The sequence below is a fragment of the Pyxidicoccus xibeiensis genome (assembly GCF_024198175.1).
Classification (GTDB): Bacteria; Myxococcota; Myxococcia; order Myxococcales; family Myxococcaceae; genus Myxococcus; species Myxococcus xibeiensis.
On sequence record NZ_JAJVKV010000005.1, the window covers coordinates 22534 to 40327 of the forward strand.

Annotated in this window: 13 protein-coding genes and 1 pseudogene; 7 read left to right on the top strand and 7 right to left on the bottom strand. The window is 72.0% G+C overall.

Annotation, left to right across the window (positions count from 1 at the left end; translation table 11 throughout):
* Nucleotides 1-111 precede the first annotated feature (111 nt).
* Nucleotides 112-1419 (top strand): SEC-C metal-binding domain-containing protein, encoded by a 1308-nt coding sequence (locus tag LXT23_RS22820; RefSeq protein WP_253982382.1) that lies wholly within the window; start codon nucleotides 112-114, stop codon nucleotides 1417-1419.
* A 33-nt stretch (nucleotides 1420-1452) separates the two neighbouring features.
* Here LXT23_RS22820 and LXT23_RS22825 read toward each other — a convergent pair whose 3' ends face one another.
* Entirely contained in the window at nucleotides 1453-2085 is a 633-nt protein-coding gene (locus LXT23_RS22825; protein ID WP_253982383.1) for a class I SAM-dependent methyltransferase, read from the bottom strand.
* Between the two features lie 102 nt (nucleotides 2086-2187).
* Nucleotides 2188-3018, bottom strand: coding sequence for an NmrA family NAD(P)-binding protein (locus LXT23_RS22830; RefSeq protein WP_253982384.1), 831 nt, complete (start codon nucleotides 3016-3018; stop codon nucleotides 2188-2190).
* A gap of 413 nt (nucleotides 3019-3431) precedes the next feature.
* On the opposite strand from LXT23_RS22830, the gene LXT23_RS22835 reads away from it, so the two are divergent.
* The 3 genes from LXT23_RS22835 to LXT23_RS22845 all read left to right on the top strand — a co-directional run bounded on the left by LXT23_RS22835 (nucleotide 3432) and on the right by LXT23_RS22845 (nucleotide 7203).
* Nucleotides 3432-4961 carry a serine/threonine-protein kinase gene (locus tag LXT23_RS22835; protein ID WP_253982385.1) on the top strand — a complete coding sequence of 510 codons (1530 nt, stop codon included), beginning with the start codon at nucleotides 3432-3434 and terminating at the stop codon, nucleotides 4959-4961.
* 113 nt (nucleotides 4962-5074) lie between these two features.
* On the top strand, nucleotides 5075-6001 hold the full coding sequence (locus LXT23_RS22840) for a class I SAM-dependent methyltransferase (RefSeq protein ID WP_253982386.1): 927 nt from the start codon (nucleotides 5075-5077) through the stop codon (nucleotides 5999-6001).
* A gap of 71 nt (nucleotides 6002-6072) precedes the next feature.
* Nucleotides 6073-7203 (top strand): hypothetical protein, encoded by a 1131-nt coding sequence (locus LXT23_RS22845; protein ID WP_253982387.1) that lies wholly within the window; start codon nucleotides 6073-6075, stop codon nucleotides 7201-7203.
* A gap of 10 nt (nucleotides 7204-7213) precedes the next feature.
* Here the strand turns inward: LXT23_RS22845 and LXT23_RS22850 are convergent, their stop codons facing one another.
* Entirely contained in the window at nucleotides 7214-8035 is an 822-nt protein-coding gene (locus tag LXT23_RS22850; protein ID WP_253982388.1) for an alpha/beta fold hydrolase, read from the bottom strand.
* Between the two features lie 91 nt (nucleotides 8036-8126).
* Between LXT23_RS22850 and LXT23_RS22855 the strand changes: the two genes are divergently transcribed.
* Nucleotides 8127-9011 (top strand): glycoside hydrolase family 16 protein, encoded by an 885-nt coding sequence (locus tag LXT23_RS22855; RefSeq protein ID WP_253982389.1) that lies wholly within the window; start codon nucleotides 8127-8129, stop codon nucleotides 9009-9011.
* Nucleotides 9012-9060: 49 nt separating this feature from the next.
* On the opposite strand, the gene LXT23_RS22860 is transcribed toward LXT23_RS22855, so the two are convergent.
* From LXT23_RS22860 to LXT23_RS22870, 4 genes and pseudogenes are all read right to left on the bottom strand, one after another.
* Nucleotides 9061-10080: a hypothetical protein gene (locus LXT23_RS22860; RefSeq protein ID WP_253982390.1), complete on the bottom strand. Its 1020-nt coding sequence runs from the start codon at nucleotides 10078-10080 to the stop codon at nucleotides 9061-9063.
* A gap of 82 nt (nucleotides 10081-10162) precedes the next feature.
* Nucleotides 10163-14104 carry a protein kinase domain-containing protein gene (locus tag LXT23_RS22865; RefSeq protein ID WP_253982391.1) on the bottom strand — a complete coding sequence of 1314 codons (3942 nt, stop codon included), beginning with the start codon at nucleotides 14102-14104 and terminating at the stop codon, nucleotides 10163-10165.
* 146 nt (nucleotides 14105-14250) lie between these two features.
* Nucleotides 14251-14379 (bottom strand): annotated as a pseudogene (locus tag LXT23_RS50685) (DUF3592 domain-containing protein); the annotation flags it as partial.
* A gap of 21 nt (nucleotides 14380-14400) precedes the next feature.
* On the bottom strand, nucleotides 14401-14997 hold the full coding sequence (locus LXT23_RS22870; RefSeq protein ID WP_253982392.1) for a TetR/AcrR family transcriptional regulator: 597 nt from the start codon (nucleotides 14995-14997) through the stop codon (nucleotides 14401-14403).
* A 164-nt stretch (nucleotides 14998-15161) separates the two neighbouring features.
* Between LXT23_RS22870 and LXT23_RS22875 the strand changes: the two genes are divergently transcribed.
* Both LXT23_RS22875 and LXT23_RS22880 read left to right on the top strand, forming a co-directional pair.
* The gene (locus tag LXT23_RS22875; RefSeq protein WP_253982393.1) at nucleotides 15162-16394 is read left to right on the top strand and encodes an acetyl-CoA C-acyltransferase; all 1233 of its coding nucleotides are present in this window, start codon (nucleotides 15162-15164) and stop codon (nucleotides 16392-16394) included.
* A gap of 383 nt (nucleotides 16395-16777) precedes the next feature.
* Nucleotides 16778-17779 carry a hypothetical protein gene (locus LXT23_RS22880; protein WP_253982394.1) on the top strand — a complete coding sequence of 334 codons (1002 nt, stop codon included), beginning with the start codon at nucleotides 16778-16780 and terminating at the stop codon, nucleotides 17777-17779.
* Nucleotides 17780-17794: the final 15 nt, after the last annotated feature.

A 17794-nucleotide genomic window follows, 5' to 3' on the forward strand; every position in this document is an offset into this window, starting at 1 on the left:
TTCTTTTTCCAGGGGACAGTGGGCGCAGGCTTCCTGCTTGCGCCGCGAGGCGTGCTGATACGGTGGCGCCCCCGCGATGCCTCCCGTCGCGTGCGACTCCCGAGGAACGCCTTGAGCCAGAAGAAGCCCGGCCGCAATGACCCGTGCCCCTGTGGCAGCGGCAAGAAGTACAAGGCCTGCCACGCCGCCGAGGACCGGGCGCGCGCCACTCCGCCCGCCGCTCCCGCCGCCCACCCGCTCACCCAGGACCTCAAGCGCTCCATGGAGGTGCTGGGAGACCCGGACGTGTCCCGGCTGTCCGGCGCCCTGGAGCGGCTGCGAGCGCTGCTGACGGAGTGGGGCCCCGCGCCGGGCCTGCGCTTCGAGGCGAAGGCCTTCGTGGAGCACGTGGGCCCGGCGCTCGCGAAGCTCTCGGATGACGAGGCCCAGGCGCAGGACGCGGCCAGCGCCCGGCGCGAGCTGCTGGTGGGGACGGTGCGCAAGCTGGGCACGCCCGAGTTCCTGGCGAAGCTGGGGGCCACGCTGCTGGAGCGCGCCGGACAGCCGGGGCGCTCGGCCGAGGACCGGCAGGCGCTGGCCGTGGGCGCGCTGCTCGCCTCGGCGGCGAAGAAGGTCGGCGCCGCGCGCCCGGAGGACATCCCGGTGCTGGACGTGGTGTTCGACGTGCAGTTCCGCGAGTGGAGCGCGAAGCACAAGGAGCTGGCGAAGAAGTACGAGGCGCTGGAGGCCGGGCTGGCCGAGGAGACGCTCCCGCCCGAGGCGCGAGACGCCCTGAAGGCGGCACGCGAGGGCGACGTGGAGGCGCTGCTGCGCTACGTGCAGTCGGACCCGGGGCTGGCCGAGCGCATCGCCCGCGAGGCCCGCGAGCGCGCCGCCCGCGTGGAGGCCCGGATGCGCGAGCCCGGCGCGCCGCCCGTCTTCGCCCCGGAGGAGGAGCTGTGGCTCACCATCGCCCTGTGGGAGCCGATGCAGGCGCTGAAGTCCCTGGGTTCCGACGCCGACCCGGCGGCGCGCCGCGAGGCGGTGACCGGGCTGATGCGCGCGGTGAAGGGCTCGCTGGAGCCGGAGTTCCTCTCGGGCCTGCTGAACCGCCTGCGCGAGAAGGCGAAGGATGCGTCCGCCGACGAGGCCACCCGGGCGGCCTTCATGGACACGGCGATTGCCTTCGAGGCCGAGCCCGCGCGCATGACGCTGGCCGCGCTGCTCACCGCGAGGCAGGAGGCCGTGGGGCGCTCGGCGGAGGAGATGGTGATGCTGGCCGACCTCAAGGCGCTCACCGCGTGGACGCCCGAGGCATTCGAGCCCTACCGGGCGCTGCTCGTGAGCATGGGCCTGCCGGAGAGCGCGAAGCGCATCGAGCGCGCCCAGGAGTGGCTGCGCGAGCACCCGGTGACGCTGCGGCCCGAGACGGAGCCCTGAGGCCGGGCCCTCACGCGCACGGGCCCGCGGCCGTCACCGGCTGGACGCGGGCTGCAGGAAGAGCAGGTAGTGGCTCGGAAGGCCGTCGAACTCGGAGACGACGGCATAGCCCGCCTGCTCGGCGGCGGCGACGAGCGGTGGACGCATGGCCCGGAGGTGGCTCACCGCCACACGGCCATTCGGGGTGAGGGCGGGCCGCAGCCTGCGCAGATAGGCCACCCGGTCCGCGAAGAAGTGGTCCACCTCGGAAAGAAGAATCAGGTCATACGCGCCGGGTTCGAGGCCCGGCTCGTCCGGCGCCACCTTCCGCACCACGACGTTCTTCCGCCCCGACATCCGTGCGCGAAGTCGCTCGAGCGCTTCGTCGTTGATGTCGGTCGCCACCACCTGCCCCGCCGGCCCGACGGCATCCGCGAGGCGCGGCGTGAAGTACCCGAGGCCCGCCCCGACATCGGCAATCCGCTGCCCCGGGGCAATCCCCAGCGCGGCGATGAAGCGGGCGGGCTGACGGAACTCGTCGTACGCGAGCTGCGCGCCTTCGACGCCTCCGACGCCATGCAGGTCGGAGGGTTGCTTCGGCGCGGAAGGCGCCGCCGACGCCGCGGCGGGCTCGCGAGGCTTCTCCTCTGCGCTCTCCCGGCGACATGCGCCGGTCGTGGCCGTCACGAGACAGAGCAGGAGCCGCGCGAGACGCCTGGGAGCTGCACGGGCGGGAGCGAGGGGCATCCCCGAAGGTTACACGACGCGGTGGTGCTCGCGTCCAGCGCGTCAGCCGCGCCAGGCACCGCGAGCGGCCGCGGCGGCGGCGTAGGCCTCGAAGTCCTTGGGGGCTCGCCCCGTGAGTCGCTGCACGACGTCGGTGGGCTTCGAGTCCCCGAGGTCCCGCAGCGCGGTGAACGCCTCGACCTCCTTCTCCGTCTGCTCACGCGGGAGGCCCAGCGCGCCCATGGTGGCGAGGTAGGCCTCCGCGGTGCCTCGGTACTGGACCTTCCGGCCCGAGGCGCGGCTGATGATTCCGACGGCCTCCTCGAAGGTCAGCGCCCGGGGCCCGCTCAGCTCGTAGGTTCGACCGGCGTGGCCCGTCCCGGTGAGCACCGCCGCCGCGACTGCCGCGATGTCGTCGGCGTCCACGAACACCTGGCGTGCATTGCCCAGTGGTACCGCGACCTCCCCCGCCATGACGGCCTCGCGGAAGACGCCCTCGTCGAAGTTCTGGTTGAACCAGTCCGGCCTCAGGATTGTCCAGTCCGTCCCGGACTCCCGCACGGTGCGCTCGGCCGCCATCAGGCGCTCGTCACCCATGGGCTCGATGGCCCTGCTGGACAGCAGCACGAGGTGCTTCACGCCCGCGTCCACCGCGCACCGGACGAAGGCTGGAGCCACGGGCAGCTCGTGCGGAGCCATGAGGTACATCCGCGAGGCTCCCGCCACCGCGGGCTCCCAGGTCTTCTGGTCGGCCCAGTCGAAGCGCACCTCGCCTTTTCGGGACGCGGCCCGGACCCGGACTCCGGCCGTACGCAGCAGCCCCGTCAACCGCCGGCCGGTGGTGCCGGTGGCTCCGAGGACGAGGACTTCGTTCTTCTTCACGTGGTCCGCCATACACGCTCCATCGTCAGGAACATGACCCGCCGTTTCTCAACCACGCGGGGTGAACACGCGAGCAGCCATCCGTCTTTCCGTTCGCTCTTCCACGCTGGAAGGCCCGGTTCGCGAGGTCACCGAGCTCACGTGTTGGACGATGGCTGTACCTATTCGAAGTCGCTGGAATCCGAAGCGCGCGGCTTCGCCCGCTCTCCCCGGCGGGCCGCGACCGCCGCCAGCAGCACGCCCACGGGCTGGGCGAGCAGGACGAGCATGGCCGCGACACGCCAGGGCCAGCTGCCACGGCCCCGACGATGAGCGGGAGTTTGTGACGAAGCGCTCCGGAGCCGTGTGGAAGGAGGGGACGGCCATTCCGTCATTGAATGGCGCAACCCCGCCTGTACATGCTGCCGCCCCGAACAGGGGGCAGGATGACGAGCGCGAGTGGCAGTGACAGCGGCATTCAGTTCCCGTCCACCCCGGACGGGCGGCGCAGCACGTCGGAGACCGCACGGGCCGTCTTCGAGGCGGCCTTCGACGCCATGGGCGCCGGGGCCTCGGGGGAACTGCGCGCGGAGCGGCGCTGGCGCGAGCGCTATCCGCACTATCTGCGGCAACTGGTGGAGCACTCGCTGGAGCGCCCCGAGAATGCCATCGCCATCGCGCGCGCCGGCCTGGAGGCGACGCGGCGGGCGTTCCAGTTCTGGCGTGACGGGCAGCCGCGCACCCTCGATACGGCGATGGCCTCGCCCGCGGCGGAGGGCTTCCGCACGGCCACGCTCGAAGGGCGGGCTCGCACCGCCCCCACGACGTGGGAGGTGCCCTACCGCGGTCAGAGCCTCTCCGGTGACGCACTCCTGCGGCAGCTGGACGCCTGGGAGCGCGCGAGCGTCATCGAGGCCTCGCATGCCGAGGCGCTCCGGCTGGTGCAGCGCAACCCGGCGTGGCTGGACCTCTCCGACCGGACGCTGGTGCTGCTCGGCGCGGCCTCGGAGGCGGGGCCGTTCCCGTGGCTCATGCGCTGGCGCGCGAATGTCGCCGCCGTGGACCTCCAGCGCCCCCGCGTATGGCAGCGGCTCGTCGACCTCGCGTCCTCGGGCAATGGCCGGCTCCTCGCCCCGGTGGCCTCCACAGCGTCGGGAGGGGAGGGCGCCGAGCATGTGCTCGCCCACGCGGGCGCGGACCTGCTCACCCAGACGCCGGAGCTGGCGGCCTGGCTGCGCTCCCTTCCCGGGGACCTCGACGTGGCCTCGCTCGCCTATCTCGACGGTGAGCGGCACGTGCGCGTGTCGGTGGCGATGGATGCCATCGTCACGGCGCTCTGCGAGGCCCGGCCGGCCACCTCGCTCGCGTACATGGCGACGCCGACGGACGTGTTCGCCGTGCCCGAGGACGTCACCCGCGCGGCGGCCGCACGTTACGGACAGCGGGCCGCGCTCGGGCGCGCCACCCAGGCCACGCTGCGCGGGGTGAGCCGTGGCGCCCTCTACCAGCCGAATGTCAGCCGCATCGTCGAGAGCAGCAACGGCCAGCGCTATGGCACGGTGGACTGCATCATCCTGCAGCAGGGGCCCAACTACGCGCTGGCCAAGCGGCTGCAACAGTGGCGGGCCCTCGTCTCGCGAGCGGCGGGGCAGCGCGTGTCCATCAACGTGGCGCCGTCCACCGCGACGCACTCGGTGGTGAAGAACCCCCTGCTGGCCGCCGGCTTCCGGGGTGCCTCCACCTTCGGCGTGGAGATCTTCGAGCCCGCGACCACCAACGCGTTGATGGCGGCGCTCTGGGTGCATGACCTGCGAAACCCGGCGGCGCTGTCCGACCCCCGGGTGCCGCTGCGGCACCCGCTGGAGCTCATCATGCAGGGGGCCAACCACGGCGGCATGTGGCGCCTGCCCTACCTGCCGCGCTCGGTGCTGCCACTGGCCGCCCTCGTCGGCTTCACGCGCCGCTCGATGTACTGAGGGCGCCTGCGCCCGGCGCTTCCCGCGCTGCTTCGACTTCTGTCGTCGGACATCGCACAGCCCTGCCAGCCAGCGGGTCGACCACGCTGGCCCTGGAGCCGAAGATGCACTCCGTGACGAGAGCCCGCCCCAGCGGCACCGCGACCAAGATTGCCCGCTTCATGCTGCTGCTCGACTCGACTCCCCGGCTCGAGCGGGTGCTGCCCTCCGGGGCCGCGGAAACGGTCGAAGCCCTCCTGCGAGCATCCGGCGCGGTGCGGCGGCGCGAGGTCGACATGATGCGCGGGCGCACGGGGGCGCGGCTGTATGAGACCGCGGAGCGGCTCCTCGGGCGGGGCCAGCTCTTGTGGTTCGGGGTGCGCAAGCGCTGGATGCACGAGGCCGTCGAGCAGGCCCTCGCCGAGGGTGCGCGGCAGGTGCTCGTGGTCGGCGCCGGGTTCGACCCGCTGGCGGTGAGCGTGGCCCGCCGTCATCCGGACGTGACGTGCGTCGAGGTCGATGCACCGGCCACGGCGGAGCCCAAGCGCGCCGGCATCCAGGGGGCCGGGCTCGCGCGGCCCAACCACGTCGTCCTCGCCGCGGACCTCGCATCGAAGTCACTCGAGGAAGTCCTGCGGCCGACGGGCTGGCGCGCCGACGTCCGGAGCGTCGTCGTGGCCGAGGGGCTCCTCATGTACCTGGCGCCCGCGCAGGTCACAGCGTTCCTCGCCCAGGTGCGCGCGTGCACCGGCCCTGGAAGCCGGCTGGCCTTCAGCTCCATGGAGGTGGACGAGGAGGGGCAGCCGCGCGTGGTCTTCGCCGGGCGGCTGCTCGGGAGGCTGATTCGCTTCTCGCTCCGGCTCACGGGGGAGCCCCTCCGGTGGGGAATCGCTCCAGCGGCAGCCCCTGCGTTCCTCTCCGGCGCCGGGTATCGCGTCCTGGACCAGCCCACCCCTCGGGGGCTGCGAGAGCGCTTCCTCTCGCCCATCGGCCTCGACGAGGAGCCGCTCGCGCCGTACGAGCACCTCGTGCTCGCCGAGGTCTCCGCCAGTGAGCGCTGAGGCGCGCGTCGCCTCCTGGCCTTCCGGGCCGCGGCTTGCTGCCTCTACACTGTCTCCCTTCCGGAGACTTCATGTACCCCAAGAGACTTCGTCGGTTCCCCGCGGTCCTCTCGCTGGCCGCGGGAGTGGCGCTCGCCTGCACGGCGGGCTGCTCGGGCGATGACGCGCCGGGCGTGGAAGTGCCCAACCCGCTGACCAATCCCAAGGACGGCCCGCCCGCCGGCAATCCGAATGCGGAGGCCACGTGCAGCATCCCGGCGGAGGCGGGCCTCGCCGACGTCTCCAGGCCCACCACCGTCGTCGGTACGGGGACTCCGGGGAGCTGCACCAGTGCGGCCTTCGTCGACGCCGTGGCCCGGGGCGGGGTCATCACGTTCGACTGCGGGCCGGAGCCGGTCACCATCACCCTCGAGCAGACGGCGAAGGTCTTCAACGACAAGGGGCCGGAGATCGTCATCGACGGCAAGGGGCTGGTGACGCTCAGCGGAGCGGGCAGGCACCGCATCCTCTACATGAACACCTGCGACGAGGCGCAGAAGTGGACGACCTCGCACTGCCAGAACCAGGACCACCCCCGGCTGACGCTCCAGAACCTGACGTTCGTGGACGCCAGCTCCAAGACGGAGACCGAGTTCGACGGCGGCGGAGCAGTCTGGGTGCGCGGCGGGCGCTTGAAGGTCATCAACTCCCGCTTCTTCAACAACGTCTGCGCCGATGTCGGGCCCGACGTGGGCGGCGGCGCCATCCGCGTGTTCAGCCAGTACGAGGGGCGGCCCGTCTACGTGGTGAACACGACGTTCGGCGGCAAGCAGGGCTACGGCGGCGTCTGCTCCAACGGCGGCGGCATCAGCAGCATCGGCGTGTCGTGGACCGTCATCAACAGCCTCTTCTCCTACAACCGGGCCATCGGGAATGGGGCGAATCCCGCCAGGGCGGGCACTCCGGGCGGCGGCAGCGGCGCGGCCATCTACAACGACGGCAACAGGATGACGCTGTCCCTCTGTGGCACGCGCATCGAGCACAACGAGGTCAACGCCCACGGCAGCGCCATCTTCTTCGTCAGCAACGACCACTCGGGCGACATCCGCATCGACCGCTCGGTCATCCGGAACAACACGGGCGGCTCGTGGTACCCGACGTATCCCCAGATCTCGAATCACGCGGATACGCCCATCGTGGTGACGAACTCCACGATTGAGTGACGGCGCCGCGTCAGGCGCCCAGCCGCTCGAGCAGCTCGCGAACCCGCAGCGCGAAGGCGCGGGGCTGCTCGAGGTTGGGCAGGTGCGCGCAGCCCGCCATCACCCGCAGGTCCGCGCCCGGGATGCCGCGCGCGAGCAGGGCGCAGCGCTCCTGGAGGTGCGGCACGTCGAGGTCTCCGCACACCACCCGCGTCGGCACGCGCAGCTCGCCGAGCCTCGGCAGCGCCGGTGGGGGCTCGCGCTCCACGCCGGGTGACGGTGCGCGCAGCGCGATGCCGTTCATGTCGAGGAAGAGCGCACGCGCCGCGCCACCCACCCGGCCCTCGGGGCTGTCCGGGCCGTCCAGCCACAGGTGGGCCTCCAGGGCGTTGACGCGCTCCACGTCGCCCCGGGCCTCCGCCTCCTCGAGGTGCGCCGAGAGGCGGGCCACCGAGGGCGCGGGCTCGGCGGGGACAGGAGCACCGCTCACCGCGGGGGCGACGAGCACGAGGCTTCGCACCCGGTCCGGATGCGCGAGCGTGAAGTCGAGGGCCACCCGTCCGCCCTGAGAGCAGCCCACGAGGACCGCCTGGCGCGCGCCGAGCGAGTCGAGCACGGCGGCCAGGTCGTCCACGTGGCTGAAGGGCCCGGGCACTCCACGACTCTCTCCGAAGCCGCGCCGGTCATACGCAAGCGCGTGGTGGGTGGAGGCGAAGGCCTCGAGCTCGGTGCGCCACATCCGCCGGTCCGCCACGCCCGCGTGCAGGAACACCAGCGCCGGCCCCCGGCCCGCGTGCTCGCCTGTGAGAGTCCACTGCCCCTGCGTGACTTCGAAGCGCTCGTGTATCGGCATGGGCTCAACTTAGCGACAGGCTGCGATGACCCGGAAAATACAGCAGACCTCTCCTCTGTTGCCTGGACGCTTCACCAAGGGAGTTCACGACATGAAGAAGCCAAGCTGGAGCTTTCCGTTGGGAACGATTTCCGCGCTGCTCCTGAGCGTGCCGGGCCTGGCGGGGGCAGCACCCTTCACCGAGAACTGGGCGTCGTATCCGTCACCCTATTTCTACAGCTACGGCGGAGCCGCGAACTCGGCGTCGTCTGTCTCGCAGTCCGGCACGACGGATGGGCGCGCGCTGCGGCTGCGACTGTCGGCCTACCCGGCGGCGGGGGTCGGCGGAGGCATCACCCAGGAGAGCTCGGCGCGCTACAAGTACGGGACGTTCACCACCCGGCTGAAGACCCCGAGCTGCTCGACGCAGCCGAACACGGGCATCGTCACGGGCTTCTTCACGTACTTCAATGACGGCGGCGACTACAACGGCAATGGCCTGCCGGACAACAGCGAGATTGACTTCGAGTGGCTGTGTGCCGAGCCCCAGGTCATCTACCTCACGATGTACACGGACTTCGGGCCCACCGCGCATCGGCGCGTCTCGCGAATCCTCAACCTGGCCACCGGCACCCTCCACTCCACCTGCTACTACGAGAGCTTCAGCGGGCCCTGCCAGCCGCTCGCGGGCAACGAGAACCTGCCCGCGACGATTCCGGCACTGCCGGGGTACAACTCCAGCACGGCGTATTACGAGTATGGCTTCACCTGGACGGCGAGCCGCGTGACGTGGTGGGTGGTCCACCCCACCAGCGGCCAGCGAATCACGCTGTGGGACTACCAGGGGCCGGCCTCGCGCATCCCCGCCAACAGCTCCCACTTCCTGACCAACACCTGGCATACGAATGACTGGACGCCGCCCAGCCGCCCGCTGGCGACCCAGCCGCCGAACTCGACGCGGTATGCCTACGTGGACTGGACGGCGTACGTGCCCTGAGGCCGGCATGCTGGACGACGGCCGCCGGTGGAGGCGTCACCGGGCGGCCCTACGGCCACAGGTTCTGCCACTCGGGGAAGAGCTGTGCGTCCCGCGCCACGCAGGCGTGCGGCTCCGTGGGGCACAGCCCCGTGGTGCTGGTGAAGCGGGTCCACTGCGCGTTCAGCCGCTCGGGCGCCCAGTGTCTGACGGCGTCCGCGTCGCACGCGTCAACGGTGTAGCCGCTGGGGCTCCGGCCGCGGGCCACGAGGCCGCGGTACGTGTCGGCGCCGGGCGCCGTGGTGAGCGGCGGCAGGGACCAGCTTGCGATGGGCCCCACGCCGCCGAGCGCGTCGCAGGGCGAGGCGAGCATGACGACGCGGCGCACGCCGTAGTCCCTGCCGATGACGCCCGCGTGGCCGCCGCCCTGCGAGTGCCCGGAGAGGATGAGCTTCGCCGGGTTGAGCCGGCACGCCACGGTGCAGGTGGGGTTCACGAGGAAGCTGCCCCAGTTGCCGGAAGGGTCCCCCGTGTCGCGCAGGTACACGAGCAGCCGGGTGAGCCGGGGGATGATGGCGTCTTCCCGCGACAGCGAGGTCACCGCGCTGCCGGGCTGAACGTCGCCGGTGATGAGCGTGCGGCGGGTGGCGAGGAAGCAGGCATCATTCACGCCGCAGAGCTGACCGATGGACGGCTGGTTCTGGTACGTGAGCCCGATGGCGCGGTAGCCCTTGGAGGTCGCGCTGGCATACAGGTTGTGGTCGGCGTCCAGGTGCTGCCCGTCGAGATAGGCTTCGGGCCAGCCGCCCGTGCCTGGCAGGAAGACGACGAGCTCCGCCTTCGTCGGCTGCCGGGGACGCATGACGACGTGCGGCTCGGGGTACTTCCCCGAGCCGGGTGTCCCCGCCTCCGCGGGCGTGACGAGCCGGCAGATGGCTCCCGTGGGCCCGGTGCAGGTGCTCACGCCTTGCTCCAGCGTCCCGGCCGGCGGAGCCGTCGCGGGCTCCGGCCCCGCTCCGCACCCCATGACCAGTCCCAGCCCCAGCGCAACGGGGGCACACCACCGCATCCACATGCTCGGCTTGCTCAAAGCAGACGCCTCCTCATGGCCAGCCGGCTCATTCCCGCTGGCGGCCGCCGCTTCCACGGCGCGCTCCGGGCTCCAACACGCTCTATTCGGAATGGTTGCGGGGCAGGTGCAGCAGCTCCAGGGTCTCCATGGCCCGGCGTTCGAAGAAGCGGCTCTCCTGGTGCCGGGCCACCTCCAGCGCCCGGTGGAGGCTGGCGCGTGCCGCGTCTTCGTCACCCCTCCGCCAGAGCAGCTGCCCCTTCAGGTGGTGGAGCTCGGCCTCGACGCTGCGCTCGTCGAGCGCCTCCACCCAGCCCAGGGCCTCGTCCACGGCCTCCAGCCCGGACTCGAGCTCCCCGCACCCCAGGTGCAGGTCGGCCAGCAGGACGAAGCAGTAGGGCATTCCCTTGCGCATCCCCGCGTCGGCCCACTTCTGGATGCACGCGCGCAGCCCTCCGGCCTTCCCCCGCTTCTCCAGGCCCCACACGTGCAGGGCCTCCGCCACTCCGACGCAGCTCGACAGGTTGTAGTGCACCGTCAGCGGAGTCAGCTTCGCGGACAGGGCGTGGGCGCGCTCCAGGTCTCCACACTGCTGGAAGAAGACGCTCGCATAGACGAGCGCGAGGGACTCCGTCATGGGGCAGCGCAGCGTCTCGAGGTGTCGCAAGGCCTGCTCACAGTTGCTCACGGCTTCCGGACAGGGGCCGTCGAGCAGGAGCCGCGCCAGGGCCGGGATGACACACGCCAGCACGCGAGGTGAATAGCAATACACCTTCGACAGCGCCCGCTCCCGCTCGAGGTCGAACTCCGGGCCCAGCAGCTCGCGGGCCCGCTCGAAGTGGTCCAGCGCCGGCCGGAACCGGCCCTGGAGGAACAGGCAGTCGCCCAGCCACAGGCTCCCCACGCCCTGCACTTCCGGGGAGCCCGTGCGCTCGCCCACGTCGACCAGGGCCTTCGCCATGTCGAGCGCGGCCGCGTAGTGGGCCCGCTGGACATGCCAGAAGAAGAGGCCGGAGAGCGCTGGCGGGAGCAGGTCGGCCTCCCCGGTCTGGTGACACAGCTCCCGGGCGTGGAGGAAGAGGTCCTTCACCTCGTCCTGGGTGCTCCGGGTGAGCAGCATCGGCACGCCCATCTCCAGCAGCAGCCGCAGCTCCTCCGCCACACGGGCCGTCCCCGAGGGGAGCTGGGCCAGCGCGTTCCTGGCCTGCTGGTAGTGATGCACGGCCTCCGTGTAGGCCCGGTGCCCCATGGCCAGCCGCCCCGCCTCCTTCCACCAGTGATGGGCCTGGGCCCACTCCCGCGCCTGGGTGAAGTGGTGGGCCACCCATTCCGGAGGGAACCCGGAGGGCTCCGCGACGTGCTCGGCCAGGTGCCAGGCGATGCGCTGGTGGACCCTGCGCCGCTCGGGAGGGGGCAGCGACTCGCGCGCCTGCTCCTGCAACAGGGCATGGCGGAACTCGTACCGCGCCTCCCGTGCCGCGTCATTCCTCCGGAGGAGCCCGGCGGCCACCAGCGCCTCGAGTCCGGGACGCAGCGCCTCGGCCGGCTCCTCCACGCAGGCGGCGAGCAGGGACGGGGAGAAGCCACCGCCGAGGATGGCGCAGCGCCGGGCCAGGTCCCGCTGCTCGCGGGGAAGTGAGTCCAGCCGGGCCTGCAGCAGGGCCTGCAGGGGAATGGGAATGGCCGGGGCGTTCGCGTGGCCTCGGGCAGTCGCGGCCTCGCTCAGGAACATGCGGGCCATCTCCTCGATGAAGAGCGGGTTGCCGTCGGTCTTCTCGCGCAGGTGCCGGAGCTTGTCCTCGGAGAGGTGCTGGCCGCGCGTCACCTCGGCCACCAGGGCCGTGGTGTGCTCCACCGACAGGCGCGGCAGGACGAGCCTGTGGAACCCGGACGCGGTGGCGAGGGGCAGCTGGAGCTCGGGACGGGCGGTGAGCAGCACGCAGAGCCGGGCCGACCGCGTCCGGGCGAGCAGGTACCTCAGCAGGTCCAGGGTGGAGGGGTCCGCCCAGTGGAGGTCCTCGATGATGAGCAGCGCCGGGCGGGCCGCCGCGTCCCTGGCTCCGGTCAGCTCCAGGAGGAGGCTGACGAGCAGCTCCAGGAACTGGGCCTGCCGGCGCTGCGCGCCTTCAGGGCATGGGGCCTCGGCGCCGGGCAGACAGAGCAGGGATTCGAGCAGCGGCAGGAGCTCCTCACGCGAGCCGCCGAGCGCCTCCAGCGTCTGGCGCACGCGCCGCCGCCACTGCTCCGGTGAGGCCTCCGCGGGCAGGGCGAAGAGCTGTCGCAGCAGCTGGCTGAACGGGAAGAGGGGACTGGTGCTGGACTCCTGCCAGCACTGCGCCGCGACCTGGCACCCCGCCTCGGGGCCCACCTGCGCGCGCAGCTCCCGCAGCAGCCGGGACTTGCCAATGCCGGCTTCACCCTGGAGCAGGAGGAGGGCGCCGTGTCCCTCGCGCGCCCGCGCCCAGTGCTCCCGGAGCTGGCGCAGCTCCTCGCTCCTCCCCACCAGCGGCGACAGGCCTGGAGGAGACATCCGCTCGAAGCGCAGCGGCTCCTGGCGCTCCCGCAGCAGGCGGTGGAGGGCGACGGGCCCCGGCTGCGAGGCAAGGGGCTCCGTGACGAAGGCGCCTCGAAGCCCCTGGAACGTGCTCTGGCTCAGCAGCACCGCGCCGGCCTCCGCCTGGCGCGCCGCCCGGACCGCCAGCAGGTGCGCGTCTCCCTGGATGGCCGCGGAGGCGCCGCTGTGGCGTGCCGCGAGGGGGCTCAGGACGACCGAGGCCGTATGCAGCCCCACCCGGACGGAGAAGCGCGCGCGCGGCATCGTGGCCAGCTCCAGCCCCGCCCGCACGGCGCGCGGCAGCGCGTCTTCATCGGAGCGTGGGTGGCCAAGGCATCCGAGCACCTCGTCTCCCATGCACTGCAGCACCGTGCCGTCCTGCCGCAGGAGGTGTTCCGAGCACGCTTGCTGGAAGGCGGCCTGCAGCTCCCCGAGCGCCTCCTCATCGAGCGGCTCGTCGGGGCGTGCCATGAGACAGCAGACGAAGGTGACCTGGGCGCGCCGGGGCTCGGCCGGGGCGGTGCGCGCGGCCTCGCGCCGCTGCTCCAGCGCCTCCAACTGGCACGCCAGCTCGTGGACGGACTGGAAGCGGTGCGCGGGCTCCGGGGCCGTGGCCTTGCCGAGCAGGAGGTCCACCTCCGCGGGAAGCTCCGGGCGGCGGGCTCGAACGGAGGGCAGCGGCCTGGGGGAGAGCGCCCAGTCACGCATGGCTCTCATCGAGCCGCCGGGACAGGGGTGCTGCCCCGTCAGCAGCAGGTAGAACAGCAGCCCCGCGGCCCACAGGTCGGTGCGGGCATCATGCGGTGCCTCCCGCCACTGCTCCGGGGCCATGTAGGCGGGCGAGCCCACGGGGTGAAGGCCGCGGGTGGCGGCGCTGTCCGGGCCCGCCGCGAGCCGCGCCAGACCGAAGTCGAGGAGCTTGGCGCGCCCCCCTTCGAGGACGAAGACGTTGCCCGGCTTGAGGTCGCGGTGGATGACCTCGTGCGCATGGGCGTGGGCCAGCCCCGCGAGCACGTCCCGGAAGAGGGCCACGGCCTCGTGCCATTCCAGGGCACCCCGCCGCAGGCAGGTGGAGAGGGATTGCCCCTTCAGGAGCTCCATGACGAGGAAGGGGACGACGGCGGAGGGACCTGCCCGCCATTCCGAGACATCGAAGATGCGGATGATGTTGTCGTGGTCGAGCCGGGCGATGGCTCGCGCCTCCTGCTCGAGGAGCGAGCTGAGCAGCGGGCCGGAGACCTCCTCGAGGGGCTGCATGAACTTGAGCGCGACGTGGCGCCGCAGCACCGAGTCCCAGGCGCGGAAGACCTGTCCCATGCCACCCCGGCCCAGCTGCTCGTGAAGCTCGAAGCGCCTCCCCTGCTGTCCACCCAGGAGGGCGCCCGGGCGGGGGAGGGGAAGTGGCGTGGAAGCTTCCAGGAGGCTCCGCAGCAGCGCGTCGCTGAAGTCCGACGTCCCGTCAAGGGTCCGACAGCTCGTCTCCTGGCCCATCCGTGCCCTCTTTTGTCAGCGGCTCCAAGAGGGTGTGAGTGACGGATGCGACGTTGTAACGGCGCCGGCCCGACTGACGCGAGCGGGGGAGCCGGGCTCCGCCGCCCGCCTGGTCCGCGGCCCGTCCAGTTCCTCCAGCGGAGGCGTCAGAGCCGGCGCAGCGCGGCATCCGCACGCCGGATGTGGTCCACGTCGAGCATGTGCTCGCCGGGGTTCGCCGGGTCGTAGACGACGGTGACTTCCTGACCCTGCTGGAGCTCGTCCAGCGGGCCTCCCGCGAAGTGCGTGGAGGAGTGTCAGGCGCCGGGCGGCTCCGTCTCCGCCATCAGCACCGCGACGCGGCGGGCCGCGACGAGCACTTCGTCCGAGAGGGGCGTCCCCCGGGTGGCCTTCGCCAGGGTCAGCGCGCCGATGCACAGGGCGTACGTGGCCAGCGCCCGCTCCCGGGCACTCGCGCGGGCATCCCCGGACAGGTGGGCGGCGATGTCTTTCACCATCCCCTCCGTCCCGTCCGCGAGCGTCTGCTTCACGGGCTCCTCCGCCCGCATCACGTCCGCGAGCACCTGGGGCAGGGGACACGCGGGCACCTCGGCGTCCCGGTGTGCCCGGGAGACGTAGCGCCGCACCACGTGGCTCAGCCACTCCGCGCCCCGCAGGTCCTCCAGCCCCTGGAACCACTCGGTACGCCGCGTCCCCATGATGCGCGCGAGCGACTCGACGAGCAGCGCCTGCTTCGAGTTGAAGTGCGCGTAGAAGCCTCCCACCGTCAGCCCCGCCGCCCGCATCACGTGCTCCACGCTCGTCGCGGAGAAGCCCTGCCGGCGGAACAGCGCGCCCGCCGCCTCCAGGATGCGCTCATGCGTGGCCTGCTTCTGCTCCGGGGGATGTCCCATCCTCGCTCACCTCGTGGACCACATTATACACATCATCCGGATGTTGGATGGTTACCGCTGGCCACGCCTGGGCACTTCGCATTGCGACCAGATTATGACCATAATATGGTTGTCGTGACGCGAAGGGGGATGGCCCCCCACGCGAGGAGTGGGAGGGGTTGTCCATGGAAGCGTTCATCTTGGATGCGGTCCGGACTCCGCGCGCCCGCGCGAAGCCGGGGAAGGGCGCGCTCAGCGGGCTGCACCCGCAGGAGCTGCTGGCGCAGACGCTGAATCAGCTCCCGCTCCGCACGGGCGTCGACGTGTCGGAGGTGGATGACGTGGTGGTGGGCTGCGTGGCCCAGATTGACGAGCAGGGGGCCAACATCGCCCGCCAGGCGCTGCTCGCCGCGGGCTGGCCCATCACCGTACCGGGCTTCAGCCTCAACCGCTTCTGTGGCTCCGGCCTGCAGGCGCTGTCGCTGGCCGCCATGGGCGTGGCGTCCGGTGCGCAGCACCTCGTCGTGTCCGGCGGCGTCGAGCAGATGAGCCGGCTGGGGCTGGGCGCGGACGGCGGCGGCACGGATGGTGGCAACACCCGCCTGCGGCGCCGCTTCCACCAGGTGCCCCAGGGTATCTGCGCGGACCTCATCGCCACCCTGGAGGGCTTCACCCGCGAGGAGCTGGACGCGTTCGGCCTGCGCTCACAGCAGCTCGCGGCCCGGGCCCAGGCGGAGGGGCACTTCAAGCGGAGCCTCTTCGACGTGAAGCACCCGGACACCGGTGAGGTGCTCCTCTCGGTGGACGATGCTCCGCGCGCGGACACCACCCGCGAGAAGCTGGCCGCGCTCTCCGCGTCCTTCACGTCGGTGGGCGCGCAGCCCGCGGAGCCCGGAGGCGAGACGCTCGACGCGCTGGCGCTGCGCGCGTACCCGAGGGCCGGTGCGGTGCGTCACCTCCACACGGCGGGGACGTCCAGCGGCATCGTGGATGGCGCGGCGGCGGTGCTCGTGGCGTCCCGCGACTACGTGCGGGCGCACGGGCTGAAGCCCCGCGCCCGCGTGCGGGCCGTGTCGGCCGTGGGCAGCGACCCGGTGCTGATGCTGACCGGACCGGCTCCCGCCGCCGCCAAGGCCCTCAAGGCCGCGGGCCTGACGGCGCGAGACGTGGACCTGTGGGAAATCAACGAGGCCTTCGCGGCCGTGGTGCTGCAGACGACGCGCGCGCTGGAGGTGGACCCGGAGCGCGTCAATGTCAACGGCGGCGCCATCGCCCTGGGCCACCCGCTGGGCGCCACCGGCAGCATGCTGGTGGGCACCGCCCTGGATGAGCTGGAGCGGCGCGGGGGGAACATCGCCCTCGTCGCCCTGTGCACCAGTGGCGGGCAGGCCGTGGCCGCAGTGCTGGAACGCTTGTAACTTGAGTTGTACTGGTATTCGGGTAGCATTCACCGCGAGTGCGTGTTATCAATCCCCAGCGTGAATTTCTCACGCTGTTCAAAAGGGGAGTAACACATGCAGATCAAGACCAAGGTTCGTGGCGGTCCTCGCGGCTGTGGCGGTGTCCTCGTTCCCTACCCCGGCCCCATCTACGGCGGCGGCGGGATTGATGTGGTCCAGCAGGCGAACTAGTCGCGAGTAGCGGCGTCCTCGCCGCAAGGCCGCCAGCGGGCACGAACTGCCGGCTGGCGGCTGCTTTCTGTCTCGCCATTCTTCTCCGCTCATCCACCGCGAGGTCCGTGTAGAACCCTGCTGCCCGTTGCATGGGCCGGGCATCACGGGCGCCTGGAGGATGATGGCTCATGATTGAGCAGGCATTGAGGGCGCGGTGCGTCCGCGGGGTGGCGTTGCTGTGTCTGCTGGCCGCGTGTGGCGGGCGCTACGACGACGAGCCACGGGGGACGGGCAAGCAGCACCAGCTCTACGTCCGGGCTCCGCTCGCGCCGGTGGCCATGGGCCTGCGGACGCTGTTCCTCATCGACGACGTGCGGACCTGGCCGGAAGACGCCGCCCCAGAAGGCGCGGAGCGCGTCGAGCGGTGGGACTTCGCGGGGACGGAGCTGGAGGTGGACGCTCCCCAGGGGATGGACCTCGAGGTCACCCGGCAGGACTACCCGGAAGGCCGCCTGACGAGTCGCTACAGGCTGAACGTGCTCTGCGCCGCGGAGCCGGACGTGCCCCATGAGGTGCGGGTCCGCGTGCGGGTGCCAGGCGGCGCCATCCGCTATGAGGACCGCTTCGACGTCACCTGTCACGAGCCCACGCGCCTGGAGCTGCGCCGGGTGGAGCACCCGTATGCCGAGCCCTCGCCGCCCGGCGTGGGGCGCTACTTCGCGGGGGGCGCCCTGGAGGCCGACGTCCTGCTGTTCGCCGGCGCGCTGCAGCTCGGTGGAGACGGGCTCCAGGTCATTGACCGCCGGGGCATCCTGCGGATGGCGGGCCGCATGAGCTTCGGCAGCCGTGAGGGCGGGAGCTTCTTCGAGGTCCTCACCGAGGGGCAGGGGCCGGAGCTCGTCTACCGGAACGCCGTGCTGAAGCTGCCCATGGAGGCGGTGCGGGACGATGCCTGGACGCTCGAGCTGGGCGAGTGGCAGGCGCCGCTGGAAGCCGGTGGCCCGCGCACGCTCGATGCGTTCGCACGGGGCTCGGACGGCTCGACGTTGCGCGGCCTGCTGCGCTGCACCTGGAACTTCGGCGGTGAGGAGGCGAACCCGGGATGCCGGTTCGTCCAGCGCGGCTCGCGGGCGCCTCCGGAGATGTGTGTCTCGGCCCACGGGCGCGAGCGGTGCCGGCGCCAACCCTGAGCTGCTCGAACTGCC